This window comes from Longispora urticae (genome assembly GCF_053902585.1).
In genome coordinates this window covers 16,960-40,369 of record NZ_JAQZSH010000047.1, presented here as the reverse complement: position 1 = coordinate 40,369, position 23,410 = coordinate 16,960, and the positions used below count along the sequence as shown (strand labels likewise).

The 23,410-nt window shown below is 72.8% G+C and carries 24 protein-coding genes; 9 read left to right on the top strand and 15 right to left on the bottom strand.

The window, feature by feature from the left end; translation table 11 throughout:
* Positions 1–40 precede the first annotated feature (40 nt).
* Positions 41–436 (top strand): DUF1801 domain-containing protein, encoded by a 396-nt coding sequence (locus PT931_RS32520; RefSeq protein ID WP_456249546.1) that lies wholly within the window; start codon positions 41–43, stop codon positions 434–436.
* Between the two features lie 175 nt (positions 437–611).
* On the opposite strand, the gene PT931_RS32515 is transcribed toward PT931_RS32520, so the two are convergent.
* From PT931_RS32515 to PT931_RS32505, 3 genes are all read right to left on the bottom strand, one after another.
* Complete coding sequence (locus tag PT931_RS32515) at positions 612–2,159, bottom strand: methionine--tRNA ligase (RefSeq protein WP_456249545.1); 1,548 nt, start codon at positions 2,157–2,159, stop codon at positions 612–614.
* A gap of 160 nt (positions 2,160–2,319) precedes the next feature.
* On the bottom strand, positions 2,320–3,030 hold the full coding sequence (locus PT931_RS32510; protein WP_456249544.1) for an 8-oxoguanine DNA glycosylase OGG fold protein: 711 nt from the start codon (positions 3,028–3,030) through the stop codon (positions 2,320–2,322).
* A 216-nt stretch (positions 3,031–3,246) separates the two neighbouring features.
* On the bottom strand, positions 3,247–3,903 hold the full coding sequence (locus tag PT931_RS32505) for a TetR/AcrR family transcriptional regulator (protein WP_456249543.1): 657 nt from the start codon (positions 3,901–3,903) through the stop codon (positions 3,247–3,249).
* Positions 3,904–3,993: 90 nt separating this feature from the next.
* On the opposite strand from PT931_RS32505, the gene PT931_RS32500 reads away from it, so the two are divergent.
* Both PT931_RS32500 and PT931_RS32495 read left to right on the top strand, forming a co-directional pair.
* The gene (locus PT931_RS32500) at positions 3,994–4,728 is read left to right on the top strand and encodes an FMN-dependent NADH-azoreductase (protein WP_456249542.1); all 735 of its coding nucleotides are present in this window, start codon (positions 3,994–3,996) and stop codon (positions 4,726–4,728) included.
* Positions 4,725–5,045: a DMT family transporter gene (locus PT931_RS32495; protein WP_456249541.1), complete on the top strand. Its 321-nt coding sequence runs from the start codon at positions 4,725–4,727 to the stop codon at positions 5,043–5,045. The genes PT931_RS32500 and PT931_RS32495 overlap by 4 nt, the downstream gene beginning before the upstream one ends.
* 66 nt (positions 5,046–5,111) lie before the next feature.
* On the opposite strand, the gene PT931_RS32490 is transcribed toward PT931_RS32495, so the two are convergent.
* The 10 genes from PT931_RS32490 to PT931_RS32445 form a co-directional block, all read right to left on the bottom strand.
* On the bottom strand, positions 5,112–5,537 hold the full coding sequence (locus PT931_RS32490) for a hypothetical protein (protein ID WP_456249540.1): 426 nt from the start codon (positions 5,535–5,537) through the stop codon (positions 5,112–5,114).
* 360 nt (positions 5,538–5,897) lie between these two features.
* Positions 5,898–7,739 carry an acyl-CoA dehydrogenase gene (locus PT931_RS32485; protein ID WP_456249539.1) on the bottom strand — a complete coding sequence of 614 codons (1,842 nt, stop codon included), beginning with the start codon at positions 7,737–7,739 and terminating at the stop codon, positions 5,898–5,900.
* Positions 7,736–8,344 carry an HAD family hydrolase gene (locus tag PT931_RS32480; protein WP_456249538.1) on the bottom strand — a complete coding sequence of 203 codons (609 nt, stop codon included), beginning with the start codon at positions 8,342–8,344 and terminating at the stop codon, positions 7,736–7,738. Before PT931_RS32480 ends, PT931_RS32485 begins: the two co-directional genes overlap by 4 nt.
* Positions 8,341–9,522, bottom strand: a complete 1,182-nt coding sequence (locus PT931_RS32475) for an acyl-CoA dehydrogenase family protein (protein ID WP_456249537.1) — start codon at positions 9,520–9,522, stop codon at positions 8,341–8,343. Before PT931_RS32475 ends, PT931_RS32480 begins: the two co-directional genes overlap by 4 nt.
* On the bottom strand, positions 9,522–10,538 hold the full coding sequence (locus PT931_RS32470; RefSeq protein ID WP_456249536.1) for a phosphotransferase family protein: 1,017 nt from the start codon (positions 10,536–10,538) through the stop codon (positions 9,522–9,524). The genes PT931_RS32475 and PT931_RS32470 overlap by 1 nt, the downstream gene beginning before the upstream one ends.
* Positions 10,535–11,509, bottom strand: coding sequence for an NADPH:quinone oxidoreductase family protein (locus PT931_RS32465; RefSeq protein WP_456249535.1), 975 nt, complete (start codon positions 11,507–11,509; stop codon positions 10,535–10,537). Before PT931_RS32465 ends, PT931_RS32470 begins: the two co-directional genes overlap by 4 nt.
* Entirely contained in the window at positions 11,506–12,294 is a 789-nt protein-coding gene (locus PT931_RS32460; RefSeq protein ID WP_456249534.1) for an SDR family NAD(P)-dependent oxidoreductase, read from the bottom strand. Before PT931_RS32460 ends, PT931_RS32465 begins: the two co-directional genes overlap by 4 nt.
* Complete coding sequence (locus PT931_RS32455; protein WP_456249533.1) at positions 12,291–12,851, bottom strand: MaoC family dehydratase; 561 nt, start codon at positions 12,849–12,851, stop codon at positions 12,291–12,293. The genes PT931_RS32460 and PT931_RS32455 overlap by 4 nt, the downstream gene beginning before the upstream one ends.
* Positions 12,848–13,600 carry an SDR family oxidoreductase gene (locus PT931_RS32450; protein ID WP_456249532.1) on the bottom strand — a complete coding sequence of 251 codons (753 nt, stop codon included), beginning with the start codon at positions 13,598–13,600 and terminating at the stop codon, positions 12,848–12,850. Before PT931_RS32450 ends, PT931_RS32455 begins: the two co-directional genes overlap by 4 nt.
* Positions 13,597–14,334 carry an SDR family oxidoreductase gene (locus PT931_RS32445; protein WP_456249531.1) on the bottom strand — a complete coding sequence of 246 codons (738 nt, stop codon included), beginning with the start codon at positions 14,332–14,334 and terminating at the stop codon, positions 13,597–13,599. The genes PT931_RS32450 and PT931_RS32445 overlap by 4 nt, the downstream gene beginning before the upstream one ends.
* 68 nt (positions 14,335–14,402) lie before the next feature.
* Here PT931_RS32445 and PT931_RS32440 point away from each other — a divergent pair, with 68 nt between their 5' ends.
* The 5 genes from PT931_RS32440 to PT931_RS32420 all read left to right on the top strand — a co-directional run bounded on the left by PT931_RS32440 (position 14,403) and on the right by PT931_RS32420 (position 18,245).
* Positions 14,403–15,089, top strand: a complete 687-nt coding sequence (locus PT931_RS32440; protein ID WP_456249530.1) for a TetR/AcrR family transcriptional regulator — start codon at positions 14,403–14,405, stop codon at positions 15,087–15,089.
* Positions 15,090–15,228: 139 nt separating this feature from the next.
* A complete protein-coding gene (locus PT931_RS32435; protein ID WP_456249529.1) occupies positions 15,229–15,990 on the top strand; it encodes a S1 family peptidase in 762 nt (253 codons plus the stop codon).
* A 146-nt stretch (positions 15,991–16,136) separates the two neighbouring features.
* Entirely contained in the window at positions 16,137–17,102 is a 966-nt protein-coding gene (locus PT931_RS32430) for a LysR family transcriptional regulator (RefSeq protein WP_456249528.1), read from the top strand.
* Entirely contained in the window at positions 17,099–17,350 is a 252-nt protein-coding gene (locus PT931_RS32425) for a helix-turn-helix domain-containing protein (protein WP_456249527.1), read from the top strand. The genes PT931_RS32430 and PT931_RS32425 overlap by 4 nt, the downstream gene beginning before the upstream one ends.
* A gap of 22 nt (positions 17,351–17,372) precedes the next feature.
* Positions 17,373–18,245 carry a hypothetical protein gene (locus tag PT931_RS32420; protein WP_456249526.1) on the top strand — a complete coding sequence of 291 codons (873 nt, stop codon included), beginning with the start codon at positions 17,373–17,375 and terminating at the stop codon, positions 18,243–18,245.
* A gap of 162 nt (positions 18,246–18,407) precedes the next feature.
* Here PT931_RS32420 and PT931_RS32415 read toward each other — a convergent pair whose 3' ends face one another.
* Both PT931_RS32415 and PT931_RS32410 read right to left on the bottom strand, forming a co-directional pair.
* Complete coding sequence (locus tag PT931_RS32415; protein ID WP_456249525.1) at positions 18,408–19,730, bottom strand: citrate synthase; 1,323 nt, start codon at positions 19,728–19,730, stop codon at positions 18,408–18,410.
* A gap of 233 nt (positions 19,731–19,963) precedes the next feature.
* Positions 19,964–21,841 (bottom strand): ATP-dependent nuclease, encoded by a 1,878-nt coding sequence (locus PT931_RS32410; protein ID WP_456249524.1) that lies wholly within the window; start codon positions 21,839–21,841, stop codon positions 19,964–19,966.
* 226 nt (positions 21,842–22,067) lie between these two features.
* Here PT931_RS32410 and PT931_RS32405 point away from each other — a divergent pair, with 226 nt between their 5' ends.
* Entirely contained in the window at positions 22,068–23,381 is a 1,314-nt protein-coding gene (locus tag PT931_RS32405; RefSeq protein WP_456249523.1) for an MFS transporter, read from the top strand.
* Positions 23,382–23,410 lie beyond the last annotated feature (29 nt).

Here is a 23,410-nt window from a genome sequence, read left to right as displayed (position 1 = left end):
CGGGGATACCGTGGGGGTTCGCCGGAGGTTGGAGGTCGTCATGTCCTACGTCGTCGATCCCCGGGTGGACGCGTACATCGACGCGCTGCCCGGGTGGCAGCAGGAGCTCTGCCGGCAGGTCCGCGAGCTGGTGCACTCCGCCGACCCCGAGGTGACCGAGACCGTCAAGCGCACCGTCCAGCCCTACTTCGTGCTGGACGGCAACATCTGCGCCCTGCTCGCGGCGAAGACCCACGTCAACGTGTTCCTCTACGACGGCGGCATCGTCCCCGACCCCGAGGGCATCATCACCGCCGGCCACGACAACAAGACCGCCCGGACGGTCGCCTACCGCGAGGGCGAGCCGGTCAACGCCCCCGCGCTGCTCGCCATGTTCCGGCAGATCATCGCCGACAACCGGGCCGGCGGCTGGCGCAAACTCAAACGCGGAACCTGAACCCCGACCCTCGACGGGTGCGGGGTGCGGGGCCGGCGGGGCGCAGGAGGCGGGGGTGCGCGCGTGCCGCCGACCCCGGCCCGCGCGCCACCGGAGCCTCAGCCACGCCGCCGGGCCCCCGCACGTGGGCTTGGTACCCGGCGCGAACCTCCGCGTCGTGCGTCCCCGGGCGTCGTCACGGTTCGAGCCGGGGGAAGACCGGGTCCAGGGCGGGGAGGGTCCCGTCGACCGGGGTGCACCGTTCGCGGACCCGTGCGGCCGTGCCCGGGACGAACGGGGCCAGTTCGGTGCCGAGCACCTGGCACGCCTCGACCAGCACAGTGAGGATGCCGCCCACCGGGTGCCCGTCGCGGGCCAGTTCCCACGGCCGGGTCTGTTCCAGATACCGGTTGGCCTCCTCCACGATGGCCCACACCGCCCCGGCGGCCTGCCGGAAGTCGGCCCGCGCCAGGGCGGTATCCACCAGCCCCGGCGCGTCCCGGCACGCCCTCAGCAGCTCCGACGGATCCCCCACCTGGCCGGGCACGTCGCCCCGGACGGCCACTCCCGCTCGACGGCCGGTGTCAGCGCCGTATGCGGGAGAACGCCCGTCCCCGGGTGGCCCGGCCGGGTCCGGGGTGGCGGGGGTGAAGCCGTGCCGGCGGGCCAGGGTGGTCACCCGGTGGACGAGGTTGCCCACGCCGCCGGCCAGGTCGGCGTTGGCCCGGGCGAGGAGGCGGGCCTCGGTGAAGTCCGCGTCGCCCACCCGGGGCACCTCGCGCAGCAGCCACCACCGCAGGGCGTCCGTGCCGTGGCGGTGGGCGAGGGCGACGGGGTCCACGCCGGTACCCGTCGACTTGCTGATCTTCTGCCCGTCGACCGTCAGGTAGTCGTGCACGAGGATCTCCGTCGGCAGCGGCAGCCCGGCCGACAGCAGCAGGGCGGGCCAGTAGACGGCGTGGAAGCGCAGCACGCCCTTGCCCACGAGGTGCACCCGCCGGTCCGCGCCCGCCCACCACCGCCGGTACGCCGGGCCGCCGGTGCCGTAGTCCAGGCTCGACACGTAGTTGCCGAGCGCGTCCCACCAGACGTAGACGACCTGGCCGGGGTCGCCGGGCACCGGGATCCCCCAGCCCCGGGCCCGGTCGGTGGACCGGGACACGGACGGGTCGCGCAGTCCACTGTCGAGGAAGGCGAGCACCTCGTTGCGGCGCGCGGCCGGTTCGATCCGCAGCCGCCCGGAGACGATGGCGTCGCGGATCGGCCCGGCGTACCGGGACAGCCGGAAGAACCAGTTCTCCTCCGCGATCGGCTGGGGCGGGGCGGGATGCTCGGGGCAGGGCTCGGTGACGTAGTGCTCGCAGCCGACGCAGTACAGGCCCTCGTAGCGGGCGCGGTAGAGGTCGTGGGCGCAGGCGTGCCACAGGCGCTCCACACCCGCCCGGTGCCGGGGGTCGCGGCTCGTCCTGATGAAGTCGTCGAAGGACAGGTCCAGCGGGGTACGCAGCGCCTCGAACGCGGCGGCGTTGCGGTCGACGAACTCGCCGACCGGTACGCCCTGACGCTCCGCCGCGAGCACGTTCTTCAGGGAGTTGTCGTCGGTGCCGGTGAGGAGCCGGACGTCGTCGCCCCGGCGGCGGTGGTGCCGGGCGAGGACGTCGGCCTGCACCGCCTCCAGCGCGAAGCCGAGGTGCGGTTCGGCGTTGACGTACGGGATCGTGGTCGTGAGGAAGATCGTGGTCATCGGAAACCTCCGGGTCGACGGCCCAGGGCTCCGGACGCGGCCCTGGGGATTCCAGGGCCTCGCGCGCGCGAGTCAGCGGCCCCGGGAGCGGGGCATCATGACGGGGCGCGACAGGTTCATGCTCCCAGGTTATGCGGCCGGGCGGCCGGCGGCGACCGGGTTACCGGAGCCGCCCGCCCTCCTGGAAGAACCAGAGTTCGATCTCGTCGGGCCGCACGCCGTGCTCGTCGGCCCACCGGCCGAGCAGCGCGCAGTACCGGCCGTAGGTCGCCGCCGGCCAGCCCGCCGGGCCCAGGGAGGTCCACCCGTGCCGGTGCAGGGCCTTGGCCACCAGGCTGTCGAGGATCAGCGCGCGGTGGGTCCCGGCGCCGCCGCCCGCGAAGTACAGGAACTTGGTGAAGAACGCCGCGTTGAGGTACGGGACCGCGGGGCGCCGGCTGTCGGGCAGCAGCACCGCGTACCCGGCCGCCGGGTCGTCCGCCGCCAACTGGCCCGCCCGGCGCAGCAGCCGCACGCCGCCGTCCAGGTCGGCCGCCATGGAGGCCAGCCGTTGGCGGTTGTTCCGGACCGACATGCCGCTGCCCCAGGCCAGGGCGTGCCACAGCAGGCGCGGCGTGCCGTCGGGGCCGTCGTCCGCCGCCAGCGCGAACACGTCCTCCCGGGTGATCCACGCCCGGCCCTCGACCACGGACCGCCCCTCGCCGTCGCGCCCGCGCACCGGGCCGCCGGGCAGGCCGTGCTCGGCGAGCCCGGCGTTCCACCAGGACAGGTTCACCTTGATACCCGGCTGGGCGGAGCGCTCGGTCCGTGGCTTCCGGAGCTGGGCGAGACAGGCGGAGGGCAGGATGAGTTCGTCCACATTGGTCAGCACTCTCCGACCTTGGCAGAGCGGGACCGGCACCAGGCTCGGCCGTCCGGGCCGAACGGGGCGACGATCAGGCCGGGTCGGGGGCCGGGCGGCCGGGGCCGTTCGGCGGCACCGCGCACCGGGTCGGTCAGGTGCCCCGCACCGACCGGGCTGGCGTGGGCGTCCGGGCACAGGGACCGGGTGCGCGACGGCCGCCCGCCGGGGACGGGGACCGGGTGGTCAGGGCCGTCCGGGGTGGGCGAGGGCCGTGTGGGCCAGGTGGGCCAGGGCCGCCACGATGTCGGGAACCGTGACGCCCCGGTCGCGCTGGTAGCCGAACACCTCCGGGGCCAGCGGGGCGAGCAGGGTGTCCGCGAGCGCGTCGGGGCCCGGGACGCCCGCCGCGACGACGAGGGAGCGGACGTGGGCGCGCCAGAAGCCGTACGCGCCCGAGGCGAAGCGGGAGTGGCCGGTCTCCGCGCCGAGTACCAGATGATGGTGGTTCCTGAGCAGGTCGACCATCGCCGCGTAGAAGGCCGCGAGCCGCTCGGCGGGCGGCGCGCCGGGGCCGAGCGGGGGGTCGCCGCGCAGGAGCCGTTCCTGGAGGGCGCGTTCGTGCTCGTCGAGGAGGGCGACGGCGATGGCGGCCCGGTCGGGGTAGCGCCGGTAGAGGGTGCCGCGGCCGACGCCGGCGGCGCGGGCGATGTCCTCCATCGTGACGGCGGCCGGGCCCCGGGTGGCGAAGAGTTCCTCGGCGGCGGCGAGGACCCGGGCGCGGTTGCGGGCGGCGTCGGCGCGCTCCCGGGGCGGCGGGTCCGACACCGCGGGTGCGGGAAGGGCCGCGGATCCGGCCGCCGCAGAGCCGGGGCCCGTCGGCTGCCTCCGTGGGCTGGTCATGAGCCTCACCCTACTACAACTGGACGCCACGTCCACTTATGGCTACCGTGTTAAACGGACACGCCGTCCACTTATCCCGGGAGACTCACGATGACCCACCTGCTGCACCTCGACTCCAGCGCGCGGAGCCGGTCGTTCTCGCGCACCCTCACGGCGCTCTACGCCCAGGCCTGGCGGGCCGCCCACCCCGGCGCCGCCTACACCTACCGCGACCTCGTCGCCGGCCCCGTGCCCCCGATCGGCGAGGCGTGGACGGAGATCTGCGACCACCTGCTGACCCACCGGATCACGGACATCCCGCGGTACGCGGAGGCGGTCACCACCCCCGCCCGCCGCGCCGCGTGGGCCACCGTGGAGCCGCTGCTCGCCGAGCTGGTCGCCGCCGACGTGGTCCTGATCGGCGCGCCGATGTACAACTACTCGGTCCCGGCCGCGCTCAAGGCGTGGATCGACCAGGTGACCTTCCCCCGGATGGACCTGTCCGGGCGCGCCTTCGTGGTGGCGAGCGCGCGGGGCGGTTCCTACCAGCCGGGGACGCCGAAGGAGCCCTTCGACCACCAGGAGCGGTACCTGCGCGACTTCTTCGCCGGGCACTACGGGGTCACCGACGTCACCTTCGTGACCACGGAGCTGACCAACGCCCGCGTCGACCCGGTCCTCGACGACCTGCGGGAGCGGCAGGACGCGTCGCACCGGGCGGCGGTGGCGCGGGTGGAGGAGCTGACGGCCCGGTTCGGGGCCGGCGGCGGCGGGACGAGCCTGGGTGCGCAGGCCGGGGCCGGGGGCGGGGCGAGCCTGGGTGCGGCAGTCGGGGGTGGGGCGTGAGCTGGGTGGTGCTGGTCCTCGCCGGGCTCGTGGAGGTGGTGTGGGCGCAGAGCATCCGGCCGACGGAGAACTTCACGAGGCCGCTGCCCACGCTGGTGTGCTTCGTCCTGGGCGCCGCGTCGGTGTACCTGCTGTCCCGGGCGATGAACGGCCTGCCCGTCGGCACCGCGTACGCCGTGTTCACCGGGATCGGAGCGGTCGGCACGATCCTGCTGGGCATCGTGGTGCACCGCGACCCGGTCAGCGCGACCCGACTGGCGGCCCTGTCGCTGATCCTCGGCGGCGTGCTCCTGGCCCGGGTCACCTCGGAGGCCTGACCCGACCGGGTCGTCCGGAGCGGGCCGGTGGCGGGCGGACGCGGCGCCACGGGGGTGCCACGCCGGCTACTCCTCGTCGAGCTCGTAGACCCGTTCCTCGATCAGCTCCGACGCCCGCGCGAGCTCCTCGTCCAGGTCCAGGTAGGTGCGGTCCCGGCGCGCGGGACCGCCCAGGCCCTCGTCCAGGCCGGCCGCCACCCAGGAGAACACCCCGCGCAGCTCCCCGACCGCGTCGGCGCTCGCCACGCACAGCTCGAACGACACCGCCAGGCCGGCACGGGTGGCCACCACCCGGTCGGGGTCCTCGGGCAGCCGGCGGCCGCCGGTGAGGAAGTACGGCTCGCCGACCAGGCGCAGCCACATCAGCTCGGCGGTCGCGTTCTGGCTGGTCAGCATGCTGGCGATCGCCGCCCGGACGGCCACGGTGGGCTCGTCGCCCATCCAGCCGAGCCAGTGGTCACGGTCCGTCAGCGCCCCGAAGTCGTCGTGCATGATCGAGATCATAGCGATCCGCGAGCCGCCCGGACCAGGCCCACGAGGGCACCGTCCGGGCCTCCGACCGGCCGCGGCCCACCACCCCGGCCAGCTTCCCACCCACCGATCAGACCCGCACTTTCCGGGTACCGGCGGGCCAGGGCGACGACCGGTCATCACGACGGTCAGGGTGAACCCGCCCGCGCGGGCACTGACAGCTGTTGCTTCCGTTGCCGGCCCAGCCGCCCGCCGTCCGGGTGGCCGTTCCGTCCGAAGCCCGCCAGGCAGGGAGACGGCCACGCCCGCCAGACGCGCGGACGGCCGCACCTCCGACGCCGTCCCGCCCGGCGCGTCCGTGTCGCTGGGCGGGCGCCGGGTTCAGAACGCGCCGTCCGGGATGTCCATCAGGGAGTTGTCGGTGTCCTCCAGGACCGCGCGGCGGACGGCCAGTTCGGGGAGGACCGTGGTCGCGAAGAACCGGGCCACGGCGAGCTTGCCGGTGTAGAAGTCGGCGTCGGCGGAGGTGCCGGCCGCTCCACCGTCCGCGCCCCGGCCCGACGCCAGCGCCGCCGAGGCCACCGCCGCCTGCCGGGTCAGCAGCCACCCGATCACCAGGTCACCGACGCTGATCAGGAGCCGGGTGGTGTTCTGGCCGATCCGGTACACCTCGCTGATGTCGCCGCCGGCCTTGTCCCGCCAGCCGAGCATCGCGTCCACCATGCCCCGGACGTCGGCCAGGGCGGCGGCGAGCGCGGCCCGCTCCACGGCGAGCGTCCCACCGACGCCCACCGGGTCGGCGGCGTCCAGGCCGCGGAGGAAGTCCTCGATCTCGCCCGTGAGCACGGCGAACGCCCCGCCGCTGTCGCGCGCTATCTTGCGGAAGAAGAAGTCCTGCCCCTGGATGCCGGTCGTGCCCTCGTACAGCGAATCGATCTTCGTGTCCCGGATGTACTGCTCGATCGGGTAGTCCTGGAGGAACCCCGAGCCGCCGAGGGTCTGCAGCGACAGGGTGAGCATCTCGTAGGACCGTTCGGAGCCGACGCCCTTGACGACGGGCAGCAGCAGGTCGTTCATGCTCGCGGCCAGCTCCGGGTCCACGCCGCCCCGGTCGAGCCAGCCGGCCGTGTACAGGTAGGTGGCGCGCAGGCCCTCGGCGTACGCCTTCTGGAGCATCAGCATCCGGCGCACGTCGGGGTGCCGGTCGATGGTCACCCGGGGCGCGGACTTGTCGGCCGCGCGGGTCAGGTCGGGGCCCTGGACCCGGGACCGGGCGTAGTCGAGGGCGTTGAGGTAGCCGGTGGACAGGGCCGCGATGGCCTTCACGCCGACCTGCATCCGGGCCGACTCGATCACCTTGAACATCTGCGCGATGCCCTCGTGCACCTCGCCGAGCAGCCAGCCCACGGCCGGCTGGTCCTCGCCGAACCGCAGTTCGCAGGTCGTGGACACCCGGATGCCCATCTTCTTCTCGACGTTGGTGGCGTACACCCCGTTGCGGGCGCCGAGTTCGCCGGTGGCCGGGTCGAACCGGTACTTCGGCACCACGAACAGCGAGAGCCCCTTCGTGCCCGGCCCGGCCCCCTCGGGGCGGGCGAGGACGAAGTGCACGATGTTCTCCTCCAGGTCGTGCTCGCCGGAGGTGATGAACCGTTTGACGCCCTCGACGTGCCAGGTGCCATCGGGCTGCGGGAGGGCCCGGGTCCGGCCGGCGCCGACGTCGGAGCCCGCGTCGGGTTCGGTGAGCACCATGGTGCCGGCCCAGCCCTTCTCCAGCATCACCTCGCCCATCCGGCGCTGGGCCGGGGTGCCGAGGTTGTAGAGCAGGCCGGCGAAGGCGGGGCCGCCGCCGTACATGAAGACGGGGGCCTGGGCGCCCTGGACCATCTCGACGAGGGACCACCACAGCATCCGGGGCGCGGCCGTGCCGCCGAGCCCGACGGGCAGGTCGAGGCGCCACCATTCGGCGTCCATGTACGCGCGGTAGGAGCGGCGGAAGCCCTCGGGCATGGTGACGGAGTGGGTGGCGGGGTCGTACACGGGAGGGGTGCGGTCGGACTCCACGAAGGACTCGGCGACCGGGCCGGTGGCGAGCCGTTCGACCTCGCCGAGGATGTCGCGGACGGTGTCGGGGTCGAGGTCCGGGTACCGGCCGAGGTCCAGGTCGAACACCTCGAACAGGTTGAACCGCAGGTCACGGAGGTTGGCACGGTAGTGGCTCATCGGGGTTCCCCCAGGTCGAGGTTGAGGAGAGCTTCGAGAGTACGGAGGGTGTCCGCCGCGTGGGTGTGGTGCACGGTGGCCATGCCCAGGGCCCGGGCCGGCTTCAGGTTCCCGCCGAGGTCGTCGACGAACACGCACGCCTCCGGCGCGAGGCCGATCGCCGCCGCGCCGAGCTCGTAGATCGCCGGGTCGGGTTTGCGGACGCCGACCGTGCCGGACAGGACGACGCCGTCGAAGAGGTCCGCGAGGTCGGTGTAGCCGCCGGGGCCCCAGGAGTTGGAGACCAGACCGGTGCGGACGCCGCCGGCCCGGGCGCGGAGCACCGCCGCGCGCATGGCGTGGTCCGGGCGGATGTCGGCGGTCAGGCGGCGGAGGAGGCCGGTCGGGGGCACCCCGAGCAGTACCCCGAGAGAGGTTTCGAACTGGGGTGTGGGGAGGGTGCCGATCTCCAGGCCGGCGAGCAGGTCCCGGGCCGCCGGGTCGGCGCGGAACAGGGTGGCGACCCGGTCGGCGGGCAGCCCCTCCCTGCCGCAGAAGGCCGCGAAGGAGGCGAAGACGTCGGTGGTCAGCACCCCGCCCCAGTCGATCAGAAGACCCTTTCTCACGGGTACCGCCGCAGCTCCCGCCGGGCCAGCGACATCCGGTGCACCTCGTCGGGCCCGTCGGCCAGCCGGAGCGACCGGGCCGCCGCCCAGAGCCCGGCGAGCGGGAAGTCCTGGCTGACCCCGCCGCCGCCGTGCGCCTGGATGGCCTTGTCCAGGACCCATTCCGCCATCGTCGGGGTCACGATCTTGATGGCCTGGATCTCGGAGTGCGCGCCCTTGTTGCCGACGGTGTCCATCAGCCACGCGGTCTTGAGCACCAGGAGCCGGGCCTGTTCGATCCGGACCCGGGACTCGGCGATCCAGTCGGCGACGACCCCGTGCTGGGCGATGGGCTTCCCGAAGGTGGTGCGCTCCAGGGCCCTGCGGCACAGCAGTTCCAGGCCGCGTTCGGCCATCCCGATCAGGCGCATGCAGTGGTGAATCCGGCCCGGGCCGAGCCGGGCCTGCGCGATCGCGAACCCCTCGCCCTCCCCCACGACCAGGTTCTCCGCCGGCACCCGGACGTCGGTGAAGGCGATCTCGGCGTGCCCGCCGTGCGGCCCGTCGTCGAAGCCGAACACGTGCAGGCCGCGCCGGACGTCCACGCCGGGGGTGTCGCGGGGTACCAGGATCACGCTCTGCTGCCGGTGCCGGTCCTCCCCGCCGGTGCGGCCCATGACGACGAGGAGTTCGCAGCGCGGGTTCATGGCGCCCGAGGACCACCACTTGCGGCCGTTGACGACGTACTCGTCGCCGTCCCGGACGATGCTGGTGGCGATGTTCGTGGCGTCGGAGGAGGCGACGTCGGGTTCGGTCATGCAGATCGCGGAACGGACCTCCCCGGCCAGCAGGGGCTCCAGCCAGCGCTTCTTCTGGGCCTCGGTGCCGAACATCTCCAGCACCTCCATGTTCCCGGTGTCGGGCGCGGAGCAGTTCAGCGCCTCCGGGGCGAGGTACGGGCTGCGGCCGGTGATCTCGGCCAGCGGCGCGTACGCCTGGTTGGACAGCTGGAACAGGTTCCACAGCCCGCGCCGGCGCGCCTCGGCCTTCAGCTCCGCCATCACCGGCGGCGTGGTCCAGCGCTCGCCCGCCGCGACCTGTGCGGCGAACACCGGCTCGGCCGGGTACACGTGGGAGTCCATGAAGTCGAGCAGCTTCCCGCGCAGCTCCAGCGTCCCGGCGTCGTAGGCGAAGTCCATCAGTGTCCCCTGTCCTCGGCCAGCGCGGCGTGCCCCAGTGCGACGAGGGGCGCGACGACCTCGCCGATCCGGTCGAAGCCCCCGCCCACGGTCTGGCCGGCCGTGTACCGGTGGTGGATGCCCTCGGCGATCACCGCGAGCTTGAAGAACCCGAAGGCCGTGTACCAGTGCAGCCGCGACAGGTCCACCTTGCGCCGGGCCGCGTACCGGTCGATCAGTTCCGGGCCGCCCGGGAAGTTGGCCGTGACCGCGTCGGACACCGCGTTGGCCGGCAGGTGCGCGAGGCCGGTCCAGTAGACGAGGAAGACGCCGAGGTCCGTGAGCGGGTCGCCGAGGGTGGCCATCTCCCAGTCCAGGACGGCCGCGATCCGGTCGTCGGCGGACACCAGCACGTTGTCGAGCCGGTAGTCACCGTGCACGATCGCCGGCCGGCCGCTGTCGGGCACGTCGGCGGCGAGGGTCGCGTGCAGGTCGTCGATGCCGGGCAGGTCCCGGCCGCGCGAGGCGTCGAGCTGGGTCTTCCAGCGGCGCAGCTGCCGGACGAGGAAGCCGTCGGGGCGGCCGAAGTCCGCGAGCCCCACGGTCGCCGGGTCCACGTCGTGCAGGTCCGCGAGGGTGTCCATCAGGGCGTGGGCCACGGTGCGGGCCCTGTCCGGGTCCAGTGCCGCCGTCTGGGTCGCCGAACGGTAGACCGTGCCGTCCACATGGGACATCAGGTAGAAGGGGGCGCCGAGCACCTCCGGATCGGGGCAGTGCGCGATCGTCTCGGGTACCGGCACGGCCGTGGGGCGCAGCGCGCCGATCACCGTGTACTCGCGGCCCATGTCGTGCGCCGTCGCCAGCACGTGCCCGATGGGCGGCCGGCGCAGGACCCAGCGGTGCGCGCCGTCGGTCACCACGTAGGTCAGGTTGGACTTGCCGCCGACGACCCGCTCGGCGGTCAGGTCGGCGGTGACGAGGCCGGGGAGTTCCGCGTCGAGGTACCGGCGCAGCGCGTCGAGGTCCAGGTGCCTCACGGCGTGACCACCACCCGGCCGACCGTCTCCCCGGCGGCGAGCCGGGCGAGCCCGTGCGGCGCGCGGTCGAAGCCGACCCGCTCGCCGATCAGCGGGACGACCACGCCGGCGTCGGCGAGGGCGAGGAGTTCGCGGTGCGCGGCGAGGACGGCGGCGGGGTCGTTCCTGCGGTACAGGCCCCAGTGCAGGCCCAGCAGCGTGTAGTTCTTCACCAGCGGGTGGCTCATCGCCGGGCTCGGGATCTGGCCGCTGGCGAAGCCGACCACCACGATCCGGCCCTCGAACGCCACGCACTTCGTGGACCGCTCGAACGCCGCCCCGCCGACCGGGTCGAACACCACGTCCGCGCCCCGGCCGCCGGTGGCCTCCTTGACCACGGCCACGAAGTCCGCCTGGTGCCGGTCCACGACGAGGTCCACGCCCAGGTAGCTGGCCACCTTCGCCTTGTCCGGGCCGCCGACCACGCCGATCACGGTCGCCCCGGCGGCCTTGCCGAGCTGCACGGCCGCGCTGCCCACCCCGCCGGCCGCCGCGTGCACGAGCAGGGTCTCCCCGGGCTGGAGCTTCGCGCGGCGGTGCAGGGCGAACCACGCCGTCTGGTACCCGATCAGGAAGGCCGCCGCGCGTTCGTCGTCGAGGCCCTCGGGTGCGGGAAGCGCGTCGCCGACGTCCAGCACCGCGTACTCGGCCAGCGCTCCGGAGGTGGCGGCCGGGGTGCCCACGACCCGCTGGCCGACCACGAACCCCTCGGCGGCGGTCACCACCTCCCCGCACAGCTCGACCCCGGGGGTGAAGGGCAGGGGCGGCTTCACCTGGTACTGGCCCCGGCAGATCAGCACGTCCGGGAAGTTCAGGGCCACGCCCAGCACCCGGACCAGGAGCTGCCCGGGGCCGGCGGTGGGGCGGGCGGTGTCCACGAGCTCCATGACCTCCGTCGGCTCGCCCAGCCGGGTCACCTGCCACGCCCTCATCGGATCGTCTCCTCGTCCATGTCCAGCTGGGCCTGGTAGCGGCGCATCGCCGTCAGCCAGCGGTCGGGGTCGGCGGCCTTCGCCGCGTGGTAGCCGGCCACCTCCGGGTGCGGCAGGATCAGGAACCGGCCGTCGGCCAGCGCCTCGACCACGGTGTCCGCGACCTGCCCGGCGGTCAGCGCCGAGTCCGCCAGCATCAGCCGGCCGGCCCGGCCCGAGGCGTCCAGCATCGGGGTGCGCACCCCCTGCGGGCACAGCGCCTGCACGGTGATCCCCCGGTCGGCGTAGGTGGCCGCGAGCCACTCGGCGAACGCGAGCGCGCCGTGCTTCGTCACCGAGTACGGCGCGGAGCCGAGCATCGTCAGCAGGCCCGCCGCCGACACGGTGGCCAGGAAGTGGCCCCGGCCGCGTTCCAGCCAGCCCGGCAGCAGCGCGCGGGCCGCCCGGACGTGCGCCATGACGTTGACCTGCCAGGCGAGGTCCCAGTCGGCGTCGATGGCCTCGGGGCCGCCCGGGGTGCCGATCCCGGCGTTGGCGCAGAACAGGTCGACCGCGCCGAGGTGCCCGATCGCGGTGCCGACCAGCGCGGCGGCACCGTCCGGTGTGGACACGTCGCCGGGGACCGCCCAGCCGTCGATCTCCGCCGCGACCCGGGTGGCGGCCGCGGCGTCGAGGTCGTTGACGACGACCCGGGCGCCGGCCGCCGCGAACCGGCGGGCGAGGGCCGCGCCGATGCCCGAGCCGGCGCCGGTGATGACGACGCCCGCGCCGTCGAGAGCGGTCACGACGCCTCCCGGGTGCCGGGGACGGTCGGGGCGGCCTCGCCGGAGCCGGTCGGGGCGGGCCGGTCGGGGCTGGGTGGTTCGCCGTAGAACCGGGCCACCGACTCCGCCACGCACACCGGCCGGTCGCCGCCCTCGCGTTCCATCGTCACCCGGCACACCACCTGGGTCCCGCCGCCCGCCTCGCCGACCTCCGTCACCTCGACCCGCCCGCGCAGCCGCGCACCGACCGGCACGGGCGCGGGGAACCGGACCCTGTTCAGCCCGTAGTTCACGGCCATCCGGACCCGGTCGACCACCAGCCGGTCCAGGGTGATCACCGGCAGCAGCGACAGCACCAGGAAGCCGTGCGCGATCGTGCCGCCGAACGGGCCGTCCGCCGCCCGGGCCGGGTCGACGTGGATCCACTGGTCGTCGCCGGTGGCCTCGGCGAACCGGTCGATCCGCTCCTGGTCGACGAGGAACCACGCGCTGTACCCGAGGTCGACGGGCACGGCGGCGGTCAGCTCGTCGAGCGAGCCGAACCTGCGCGCCTCCGTGGCCTCGGCCGCGCCGGTCATCCCAGGCCGCCCGACAGGGTCAGCCCGCCGTCCACGACCACCGTCTGGCCGGTCATCCAGCCCGCGTCGGCCGAGGCGAGGAACGCGACCGCCCCGGCGACGTCCTCGGGGATGCCCAACCGCTTCAACGGGTACGTGTCCGTGACCCGCTGCTCGCGCCCCTCGTACAGGGCGGCGGCGAACACGGTCTTCACGATCGCGGGCGCGACGGCGTTGACCCGGACTCCGGGGCCGAGCTCGGCGGCGAGCTGCATGGTGAGGTGGATCAGGGCGGCCTTGCTGGCGCCGTAGATCCCGATCCCGGCGGCCGGTCGCAGTCCCGCGACGGAGGCGACGTTGACGACGGACCCGCCGTGGGCGGCGAACCAGGCCCGGTGCGCGTGCCCGACCCAGCCGAGGGCGGCGATCACGTTGACCTCGAAGACCTTGCGCACGGCGGCCGGATCGGCGTCGATCATCGGGCCGTACGTCGGATTGATCCCGGTGTTGTTGACCAGCACGTCGAGCCGCCCGAACGTGTCGAGCACCCGGGCGACGGCGTCCGCCTGGTGCTCGGGGTCGTCGGCCCGCCCCGCGACGGCCATGGCCCGCTCGGGGCCGAGCCGCTCGACGGCGGCGGCGAGCGCGTCGGGTCTGCGGGCCGTGAGGCAGACCCTGGCGCCCTCGGCGACGAGGCGTTCGGCGATGCCGAGCCCGATCCCCCGGCTCGAACCGGTGATGAGGGCGACCTGCCCGTCGAAGCGCGTCACATCGAGATCCCGCCGTCGACCGGGAGGACCGCCCCGGTGATGTACCCGGCCTCGTCCGAGGCCAGGAAGCCGACCGCCGCGCACATCTCCGTCGGGTCCGCGAACCGGCCCATCGGGATGTGCGCGGTGAGCTGCGCGCGCTTGGCGTCCGGGATGGACGCGATCATGCGGGTCTCCGCGTTCGGGGAGATGGCGTTGACGGTGACCCCGAAGTGGGCCAGTTCCTTCGCGGCCGTCTTGGTGAAGCCGATGATGCCGGCCTTGGCGGCGGCGTAGTTGGCCTGGCCGGTGTTGCCGTGCAGCCCGGTGTAGGAGGTCACGTTGACGACCCGCCCGGAGCCCTGGGCGCGGAAGTGCGGCACGCAGGCCCGGGTGAACCGGAAGGTGCCGCCGGTGTGCACGGCGAGCACGGCCTCCCAGTCCTCGTCGCTGATCTTCCACAGCACGTTGTCGCGGAGGATGCCGGCGTTGTTGACCAGGATGTCGATCCGGCCGGTGGCCCCGACGGCGGCGGCCACGACCCGCTCGACGTCGGCGGTGCGGCTCACGTCGGCGGCGATCCCGGTCGCGCCGAGCGCCCCGGCCGCCGCGGCCAACTCCTCGGCGTCGAAGTCGATCAGGAACACGGTCGCGCCGGCGTCCTGGAAGAACCTGCCGAGGGCGAGGCCGATGCCCCGGGCCGCGCCGGTGACGAGGACCGTCCGGCCGGAGAAGTCGTAGGTCAGGTTACCCATCAGGTACTTTCCTCCGTATTTCGCACACTTACCCAGTGGTAATCAAGCGCTTGCTTAGAATGCTGGTCATGTACCCCGATGTCAACGACCCGCGCACCCCGGTCGAGGGCGGCCTGGACGAGGCCGAGGCCCGCGCCCTCGACGAGAACTGGTCGGAGGTCCAGCCCCCGGCCGCCCGGCGGATCCTGATCGCCGCCGTCGAGGCGTTCGCCACCCGGGGCTACCACGCGACCACCACCCGCGATATCGCCGGCCGGGTCGACCGCTCCCCCGCCGCCGTGTACGGCTACTTCGCGTCCAAGGAGGAGCTGCTCTACCGGATCAGCCTGATCGGGCACCAGCGCACCCTGAGGACGGTCACCGAGGCGTCCGCCGGCGAGACGGACCCGGTGGCCCGGATGCGCGCGCTGGTCAGCGACTTCGCGGCCTGGCACGCCCGGCACCACACCACGGCCCGGGTGATCCAGTACGAGCTGGGGGCGCTCAGCGAGGAGCACCACGCCGAGATCGCGGCCCTGCGCCGGCAGATCGACCGGGTGGTCCGCGAGACCCTGGAGTACGGGGTGGCGCGCGGCGCGTTCGACGTCCCCGACGTGCCCGGCACCGCGCTCGCCCTGCTCAGCCTCAGTATCGACGTGGCACGCTGGTACCGGTCGAGCGGGCGGCTGGGGCCGGAGGACATCGGCGCGCTGTACGCGGACCTGGCGCTGCGGATGGTGCGGCCCCAGGCCGGTACCCAGAGCATCGCCCCCTGACATCTACCCTCCCGGGCCGTTCTCTCCTACATTGACCGACATCGGTCCATGGTGGTGTCGCGACACGCAGCGGCACCGGCCGGTGCTCCGGGCCGCGGCCACACGGCCCGACCCGGGGCAAACACTAGGGAGGCCCCTCATGAAGTTCAGCAGCCTCGCGGCCCGGGTCGCGGTCACAGTGGCCGGAGCGGCGCTCGCGGTCGCCGCCACGGCGGGTCCGGCGTCGGCAGGTCGCACGTCGGACGGTCCGCCGCAGGGCATCGTCGGCGGCAGCCAGGTCGGCACCGCCCCGTCCTGGGCGGCGGCGGTCGGCGACAGCAGCGGCATGTGGTGCAGCGGCACCCTGATCGCACCGCAGTGGGTGCTCAGCGCCGGGCACTGTTCGGGCGCGACCCGGATCCGGGTCGGCTCGAAGAACCTGAACAGCGGCGGCACGCTGGCCACGGTGTCCAAGTCGGTCAAGCACCCCAGCTACAACGGCGGCGCGTACGACTTCCGGCTCTACAAGCTCAGCGCCCCGGTCAGCCAGGCCCCGATCACCCTGGGCACGGCGTCCCCGGCCGTCGGCGCGGCGATCACGCTGTACGGCTTCGGCCAGACCTGCGCGCCCGACGGGTGCGGCGGCATGAGCTCCGTGCTCAAGACCGTCGGCACCAAGGTCACGTCCGACGCGAACTGCGGCGGGATCAGCGGTTCGGTGGAGCTGTGCTTCGACACGTCCACGACCGCCACCGACTGCTACGGCGACTCGGGCGGCCCGGCCCTCGCGGGCGGCCAGCTCGTCGGCGTCACCAGCCGCGGTGCGGACGGCCCCGGCGCGGACACCTGCGGCCGGACGAACTCGATCTACGGCGACACCACCACCGTTCTCAGCTGGATCCGGTCGACCGCCGGCCTCTAGCAGCGCGACGGCACGGCCCCCGGGAGTCCCCTCAGACCCCCGGGGGCCATGCCCGTTTTCCATAACGTTGAGTTAATAGTCTTGACCTGGCCCGGTCGCCCGGACGTACCCTGAGCAACCCGGGGGGCGTACCGGAAGGGCCGCCAGTGAACATTGACCTCAGGCACCTACAGATCCTGGTGGCTGTCGCCGACGCCGGCAGCATCCGGGGCGCGGCCACCCGGCTGCGCCTCGCCCAGCCGTCCCTGACCCGGCAGCTGCACCGGATCGAGACCGCGCTCGGCGGCCCCGTGTTCGACCGGACCCCGCACGGCGTGGTGCCCAACGCGACGGGCGCGAGAACCCTGGACCAGGCCCGACGGGTACTGGCCGACGTCGACCGGATGTGGACCGGTACCGCGGAGATCCTCAGCCAGCTCCCCTCCCGCCCGGCCCGGGTCGGCGGCGTGGTCGGCGCGTTCACCGACGCCCTGGTCCCCGCGTCCGAGGCCGTGGGCGACGCGCCCGTGACCAGCCACGGCGACCCGATGGTCAGCCGGCTCGTGGACCAGCTCGCGGCCGGGCAGCTCGACGCGGCCGTGCTGCACGAGTTCCCCGGCTTCACCCTGAAACTGCCGCCCTCGCTGGGTACCCGGCACCTGATCACCGAGCCGATCTTCGTGGGGCTCGACGAGGAGCACCCCCTCGCCCAGCGGTCCGAACTGGACCTCGCCGAGCTCGCGCCCCGGACCTGGGCGCTGCCCCGCGACGACGACGGCGGCCTGCACGCCAGCTTCCACCGGGCCTGCGCCGACGCCGGCTTCACCGCCCGGGTCCGGCACTGGACCACCGACTCGGCGGCCGTCGCGCCCCTGGTGGCGGCGGGGGCGGTGTGCGGGCTGTACCCGACGACGTACGTGCTGCCCGGGATGCGGGCCATGCCGCTGGCCGGGGCCCCGCTGCGCCGCCGGGTACTGCTGGCCTGGCGCCGGGACTCGTTCGTGCACGACCGGACCGAGGAGTTCGTCGCGCACCTGTACCGCAGCTACGCGGCCATCGTGCGCCGCCGCCCCGCGTACCGCGACTGGTGGGCCGCGCACGCCACCCACGCCTCCCCCGGACTGCCGTCGTGAACCTCGAACTCAGCCACCTGCGGCTCGTCGTGACCGTCGCCGACGCCGAGGACCTGCGCACCGCCGCGCACCGGTTGCAGATCAGCCAGCAGTGCCTGTTGCAGCGGCTGGCCCGGATCGAGGCGGCGTTCGGCGGGGCGCTGTTCGCGCACGGGGACCGGTACCTGGAGCCGACCCCGGCCGGCCGGTACGTGGTCGACTGCTCGCGGGGGATCCTGGACACGTTGGCGGACATGGGCACTCCTTGACACCCCTTCGACAATGACCACTATGGGAGACTGCCCCGGCACCGCCTGGAATGTGATCAGCGCCGCCGGCCCGTTGTCGCAGCTCGCCGGGGTGATCGCCGGTTTCGTGTTCGCCGGGGTGATCGTGCTGCTGGCCCAGCCCCGGCCCAGCACGACGGCGGCGGAGCGGCACAACGGTTCGGCCCGGTTGCGCGCGCTGGTCCCGTTCTTCGCCACGTTCGTCGCGATGGGACTCAACGCGTACGTGTTCGGGCTGCTGGCCGGCGAGGAGCCGACGGACTCCTGCCGGCGGGTGTGGACGGCCGCCGCCGTCGCGAGCGGGATGCTCGCCGTCGGCACGGTGGCCGCCGTGTGCGGGATCGTGCTGCTGATCCAGGCCTACCTGGCCCGGGAGAACCTGGGCGGCACCGACGTCCGGCAACTGGGCAACCTGGAACGGATGTTGACGGTGTGCATCCGGCTGCTGGCCGTCGTGGCCCCGGGCCTGCTGTTCCAGCGGGTGTACGAGTTCCTCCGGGTCTGGTACGACGGCGACCTGCACGGCCTCGAATGGATGTGGATCTTCGTGATCGGGGTGGTCTGCGCGACGATCGTGCTGACGGCGGTGCATCCGCCCCTGATGCGGCGGCTGGTGCACGGGCCTGCGGAGCACCGGGTGGCCTACTTCGACCGGGTGCTGTTCCTCGCGGGCGTCCTGACCGTGGTCTACTCCGTCACCGGTACCGCGCTGGTCGGCTTCTTCCTCGGCGTGGTGCCGACCGAGTGGGACTCGACGCCGTCCTTCGTGCCGTGGACCGTGGCCGCGCTGGTCACCACGATCCCGACGGCGGCGATCGGCGGCTACCTGTACGCGATCCGGGGCATCGTACGCGGGGCCGAACTGCCCCCACAGTAGAGACGCGACGTACCCCTAAGACGATCTTGATCTGGCTCGTCGCTCCTGCTCTAAGGCGAAGTGGCCCGCTGAGGGCGAATCTGGCAAGCGAAAGGCCGATGCGCTAGGGCAGCGCCCTGCAGATCGGCCTTTCGCGCAGTCCAGATTCGTCCTCAGCGGGTCTTACGGGTAGTGCCGCTCGGTGGGGCCGGTGTAGACCTGCCGCGGCCGGCCGATCTTCGTCGCCGGGTCCGAGATCATCTCGCGCCACTGGGCGATCCAGCCCGGCAGCCGGCCGAGCGCGAAGAGCACGGTGTACATCTTCGTCGGGAAGCCCATGGCCTTGTAGATCAGGCCGGTGTAGAAGTCCACGTTCGGGTAGAGCTTGCGGGACACGAAGTAGTCGTCGGCGAGGGCGATCTCCTCGAGCTGCATCGCGAGGTCGAGCAGCGGGTCCGGCTTGTCCATCCGGTCGAGCACGTCGCGGACGGCCTTCTTGACGATCACCGAGCGCGGGTCGAAGTTCTTGTAGACCCGGTGCCCGAAGCCCATCAGCTTGACGCCCGGCTCCTTGTCCTTGACCCGGCGGACGAAGTCGCGGACGTCGCCGCCGGACTCCTGGATGCCCGCGAGCATCTCCAGCACGGCCTGGTTCGCGCCGCCGTGCAGCGGGCCGGACAGGGCGTGGATGCCGGAGGAGACCGAGGCGAACAGGTTCGCGTGGCCGGAGCCGACCAGGCGCACGGTCGAGGTGGAGCAGTTCTGCTCGTGGTCGGCGTGCAGGATGAGCAGCATGTCCAGGGTGCGGGCGACGACCGGGTCGACCTCGTACGGGGTGGTGGGCACGCCGAAGGTGAGGCGGAGGAAGTTCTCCACGTAGCCCAGGGAGTTGTCCGGGTACATCAGCGGCTGGCCGATGGACTTCTTGTACGCGTACGACGCGATGGTCGGCAGCTTCGCCATCAGGCGGATCGTGGACAGCTCCACCTGCGCGGGGTCGAACGGGTCGAGGCTGTCCTGGTACCAGGTGGACAGTGCGCTCACGCCCGAGGACAGCACCGGCATCGGGTGCGCGTCGCGCGGGAAGCCGTTGAAGAAGCCGCGCATCTCCTCGTGCAGGAGGGTGTGCATGCTCAGCTTGTCGGTGAACTCGGTGAGCTGGGCCGGGGTCGGCAGCTCGCCGTAGATCAGCAGGTAGGACGTCTCGAGGAACGAGGACTTCTCGGCGAGCTCCGCGATCGGGTAGCCCCGGTAGCGCAGGATGCCGGCGTCGCCGTCGATGAACGTGATGTCCGAGGTGCAGGACGCGGTGTTCACGAAACCCGGGTCGAGGGTGACGTGGTCGGTGCTGCTGAGCAGCTTGCCGATGCCGAGGCCCGCGGGGCCGTCGGTGGCCGGGGTGACCGGCAGTTCGAGGGAACCGGACGGATGGTCCAGCTTGAAGGTCGCCCCGGTGTCTGACTGCGCGACGGAACCGTTCGCGTGGTCCAGCTTGGTGTTCGTCATCCCGCTCTCGCTCCTTCAGGTCCAGGCACAGCGTACGTCCCCTGCGGAGAGCCCCGAGTGGGAACGGTGAGGTCGGCGGTGTGGTGCAGTCAGCCAGCCTCATCATAGGTTCGACCATGCCCGGAGCAGGAGCGTTCGGGACCTGCCCGGATGGGTGCTTGGTCACAGAAAGCATCCCGCGAGCGATGTCCGGTTTGTCCGGAGGGGCCGCCTTCCGACGGCCCCTCGGCACACTACGGGAGCTGCCGGTTCAGCCGGCCGAACAGCCGCGAGGCCCGGTTGAGGGTCCCGACACTGATCTTCGGTACGAGGGTCGCCTGGTGCTTGAGCAGCGCCGATGCCGGCCGGAAGTGGTTGAACCGACCCCCGGCGAGGTCGTGCTGCGCGAAGTGCGCCCGGACCTGGTCCACGATCCGGGTCCGGACGGCCGGCAGGTCCGACACCGCGATCGGGGTGGGCAGTTCCTTCGCGTAGGCGAGGTTGACGAGGTCGAGGTAGAAGTCCGCCTCGAACAGGTCCTCGATGTCGGCGTCCGGGGTGCCGGTGAACTCGCCGATGTCGATCAGCCCGCCCTTGCCGAGCTGGCCGTTGTCCCGCAGCCGGCGGACGGCCCGGGAGTTGCGGGTCTGGGCGTCCACGATCACGGCCACGTGCAGCCGGTTCGCGCCGAGCAGTGCCGCGAACGTGGCCAGCGCCCCCGCGCCGCCAGTCGGGGCCTTCTGCCAGCGCGGGTCCAGCCCGTCCCGGCGGTGGCTGTCGAGGGTGTCGCTGAGCACGTCCAGGTAGATCAGGTCGCTCGGGCCCTCCAGCAGCAGGGTGTGCTCCCCCACGAACAGGCTGCCGGTCATCCCGATCCCCATGCCCGCGAGCAGCGGGAACGCGGTGTCGGAGTCGGCGGCGGCCAGGTCGGCGCTGACCTTGGTGCCGGCCCGGTCGTGGTCGATCACGGTCCGGACCCGGTGCAGGTGGTCCGGGGAGATCATGAACGGCGAGTGCGTGGTGTACAGCACCTGGTGGGTGGGCGCGAGGCGCTCGTCGACCAGCCGGAGCAGGTCCTCCTGGGCCCGGCCGTGCAGGGACAGGCCCGGCTCGTCGAGGAGCACGATGACGTCGCGGTCCCCGGCGTCGAGCTCGGAGAAGTACGCCAGGAAGGAGAAGAACCAGACGAACCCGCGGGACCGGTTGTCGAAGGGTACGGACGCGCGGTGCCGGCGGTTGTGCACCCGGATCTGGAGCAGCGGGCCGTCGGCGGCCGGCAGTACCTCCAGGCGGACCTCCAGCTCGTCGTTCTGCGACCAGTAGTCGAACACCTCGTCGGAGATGATGTTGCTGGCGTTCTCCAGTTCCCGGATCAGCTGCTCGTGCCGGCCGGGCTCCAGGAAGTCCTCCGGGGCCACCCCGGCCATCCGCAGCAGGCTGAGCAGCGAGCGCTCGCCGGGCTCCAGCTCGTCGGCGTCCCGGCGCAGGATCAGGTCCGGGATCGACACCTTGCCGGGCATGATGTCGTAGTCGGAGAAGTACATCAGGGTGGGCAGCCGGGGCTCGGCGTACGCGTCGGTGAGGTGGTGCTCGATACTCCCGTCCCGCCAGGCCCGGATCCGGTCGAGGACGGCCCCGGTCTCCTCCGTCTGCTCCTCGCGGGACTCCAGCAGCTCGCGGAGCGCGGCCACGGAGACCACCGGCGGCAGGCCGAGCCCGGCGACGAGGTTGCCGACGATGGTCGGTTCGTCGAAGGAGTGCGCGAAGGTCCGGGACTCGTCGCGGTACCCGATGGTGACCGTGACCTCGGCGCTGGTGAGCGCGCCGAACCCGAGTTCCTCCTCGATCTGCTTGACCTCCAGGTCGTCGTACTCGAAGGTCGCCAGGACCACGGGGATCCGGTCGGCCTGGGCCCACTGCTTGCGCTGCCGGGTGAGCCGGGCCGGGTAGTCGACGACCTCGTCGAACGGTTCGGCGGGTTCGGCCGGGTTGAGCCGGTGCAGGGCCTGCAGGACGGTGGTCTTGCCGGACTCGTTCTTGCCGACGAGGCAGGTGACGTTCGGTTCGACGGTGAACTCCTCGGAGTCCTCCACCGACCGGTAACTGGTGATACGAGCGTTGATGAGCCGCACCGAATTCTCCTGATCACGACAATTATGGACAAAGTGATGATCCCCCGGTCGGTGGTCCGCCCGGTCGCGACGCGCGGGAGCTCACCGACCCGGCACGGCCTTTGTGCGGTCGATTTCACAGGTCCGGCAACTTGGGTGATACACCAGCGCAACAGCGCCTTGACAGACTCCACTCACCTCGATCGGACACACGGGTGCCCGAGAGGCGTACGAGAAGGGGCGAACCATGGGCCGGTGGATCACACAGTGGACTCCCGAGGATCCCGCGTTCTGGGCGGCGACCGGACAGCGGACCGCCCGACGCAACCTGGTGTTCTCGATCCTGGCCGAGCACTTCGGCTTCTCGATCTGGCTGCTGTGGAGCGTCGTCGCGGTCAGCCTGCCGGCGGCCGGCTTCAGGTTCTCCGTCGACCAGCTGTTCTGGCTGGTGGCGCTGCCGAACCTGGTCGGGGCGTTCATGCGGCTGCCCTACACGGCGGCGGTCGCCCGGTTCGGCGGCCGGAACTGGACGACGGTGTCCGCCGCGCTGCTGCTCATCCCGCTCGGCCTGATGGCCTACTGCGTGAGCACCCCCGGCACGCCCTACGGGATGTTCCTGTTCGCGGCGGCGACGGCCGGCCTGGGCGGCGGCAACTTCGCCTCCAGCATGGCCAACATCTCCTACTTCTACCCGGAGGCGCGCAAGGGCTTCGCGCTCGGGCTGAACGCGGCCGGCGGCAACATCGGCGTGGCGGTCGTGCAGTTCGCGGTCCCGGCGGTCATCGTGACCGCCGCGGCACCGCACCTGGTCAACGCGCCGCTGCTCTGGCTGGTCCCCGTGCTGGTAGCCGTGGCCTGCTCCTGGCTGTTCATGGACAACCTCACCGTGGCCAGGGCGAAGATGTCCGAGCAGTTCACGGCGTTGCGGAGCCGGCACACCTGGGTGATGTCGTTCCTGTACATCGGCACGTTCGGCTCCTTCATCGGGTACTCGGCGGCACTCCCCCTGCTGATCAAGGGCCAGTTCGCGGAGGTCGCCTGGCCGTACTGGGCCGCGCTCGGCCCCCTGGTCGGCTCCGTGTCCCGCCCGGTCGGCGGCTGGCTGTCGGACAGGATCGGCGGCGCCCGGGTCACCCTCGGCGTGTTCGTCCTGATGGGCCTCGGCGTCCTCGGGGTGCTCGCCGGGCTGGCCGGGCACACGTTCGGGCTGTTCCTGGCCTCGTTCGGGCTGCTGTTCGTGGTCAGCGGGGTCGGCAACGGGTCGACGTACCGGATGATCCCGGCGATCTTCCGCACCGAGGCCGCCGAGGCCGGCCGGACCGAGCTGCAGGGCAAGCGCACCGCCGCCGCCGTGATCGGGCTCGCGTCCGCGATCGGCGCGCTCGGCGGCTTCCTGATCCCGCGCGGGTTCGCCATCTCGATCACGAACACGGGCTCGATCCGCGCCGCCCTGTACGTGTTCCTGATCGGCTACGCCGTGTGCGGGGTGGCCACCTGGTGGTTCTACCTGCGCAAGGTCCTGGTGGCCCGGGTGCCGAACCTGGCCCACGCGCGCGTGTAGGAACCTGACCCACGCCGGCGCGTAACACG

What these genes read in the sequence shown, in the direction of transcription:
- PT931_RS32520 (WP_456249546.1), top strand. Translation starts at nt 41, where the DNA reads ATGTCCTACGTCGTCGATCCCCGGGTGGACGCGTACATCGACGCGCTG.
- PT931_RS32515 (WP_456249545.1), bottom strand. Translation starts at nt 2,159, where the DNA reads ATGACCACGATCTTCCTCACGACCACGATCCCGTACGTCAACGCCGAA.
- PT931_RS32505 (WP_456249543.1), bottom strand. Translation starts at nt 3,903, where the DNA reads ATGACCAGCCCACGGAGGCAGCCGACGGGCCCCGGCTCTGCGGCGGCC.
- PT931_RS32500 (WP_456249542.1), top strand. Translation starts at nt 3,994, where the DNA reads ATGACCCACCTGCTGCACCTCGACTCCAGCGCGCGGAGCCGGTCGTTC.
- PT931_RS32490 (WP_456249540.1), bottom strand. Translation starts at nt 5,537, where the DNA reads ATGCACGACGACTTCGGGGCGCTGACGGACCGTGACCACTGGCTCGGC.
- PT931_RS32485 (WP_456249539.1), bottom strand. Translation starts at nt 7,739, where the DNA reads ATGAGCCACTACCGTGCCAACCTCCGTGACCTGCGGTTCAACCTGTTC.
- PT931_RS32475 (WP_456249537.1), bottom strand. Translation starts at nt 9,522, where the DNA reads ATGGACTTCGCCTACGACGCCGGGACGCTGGAGCTGCGCGGGAAGCTG.
- PT931_RS32465 (WP_456249535.1), bottom strand. Translation starts at nt 11,509, where the DNA reads ATGAGGGCGTGGCAGGTGACCCGGCTGGGCGAGCCGACGGAGGTCATG.
- PT931_RS32455 (WP_456249533.1), bottom strand. Translation starts at nt 12,851, where the DNA reads ATGACCGGCGCGGCCGAGGCCACGGAGGCGCGCAGGTTCGGCTCGCTC.
- PT931_RS32445 (WP_456249531.1), bottom strand. Translation starts at nt 14,334, where the DNA reads ATGGGTAACCTGACCTACGACTTCTCCGGCCGGACGGTCCTCGTCACC.
- PT931_RS32440 (WP_456249530.1), top strand. Translation starts at nt 14,403, where the DNA reads ATGTACCCCGATGTCAACGACCCGCGCACCCCGGTCGAGGGCGGCCTG.
- PT931_RS32435 (WP_456249529.1), top strand. Translation starts at nt 15,229, where the DNA reads ATGAAGTTCAGCAGCCTCGCGGCCCGGGTCGCGGTCACAGTGGCCGGA.
- PT931_RS32420 (WP_456249526.1), top strand. Translation starts at nt 17,373, where the DNA reads ATGGGAGACTGCCCCGGCACCGCCTGGAATGTGATCAGCGCCGCCGGC.
- PT931_RS32415 (WP_456249525.1), bottom strand. Translation starts at nt 19,730, where the DNA reads ATGACGAACACCAAGCTGGACCACGCGAACGGTTCCGTCGCGCAGTCA.
- PT931_RS32405 (WP_456249523.1), top strand. Translation starts at nt 22,068, where the DNA reads ATGGGCCGGTGGATCACACAGTGGACTCCCGAGGATCCCGCGTTCTGG.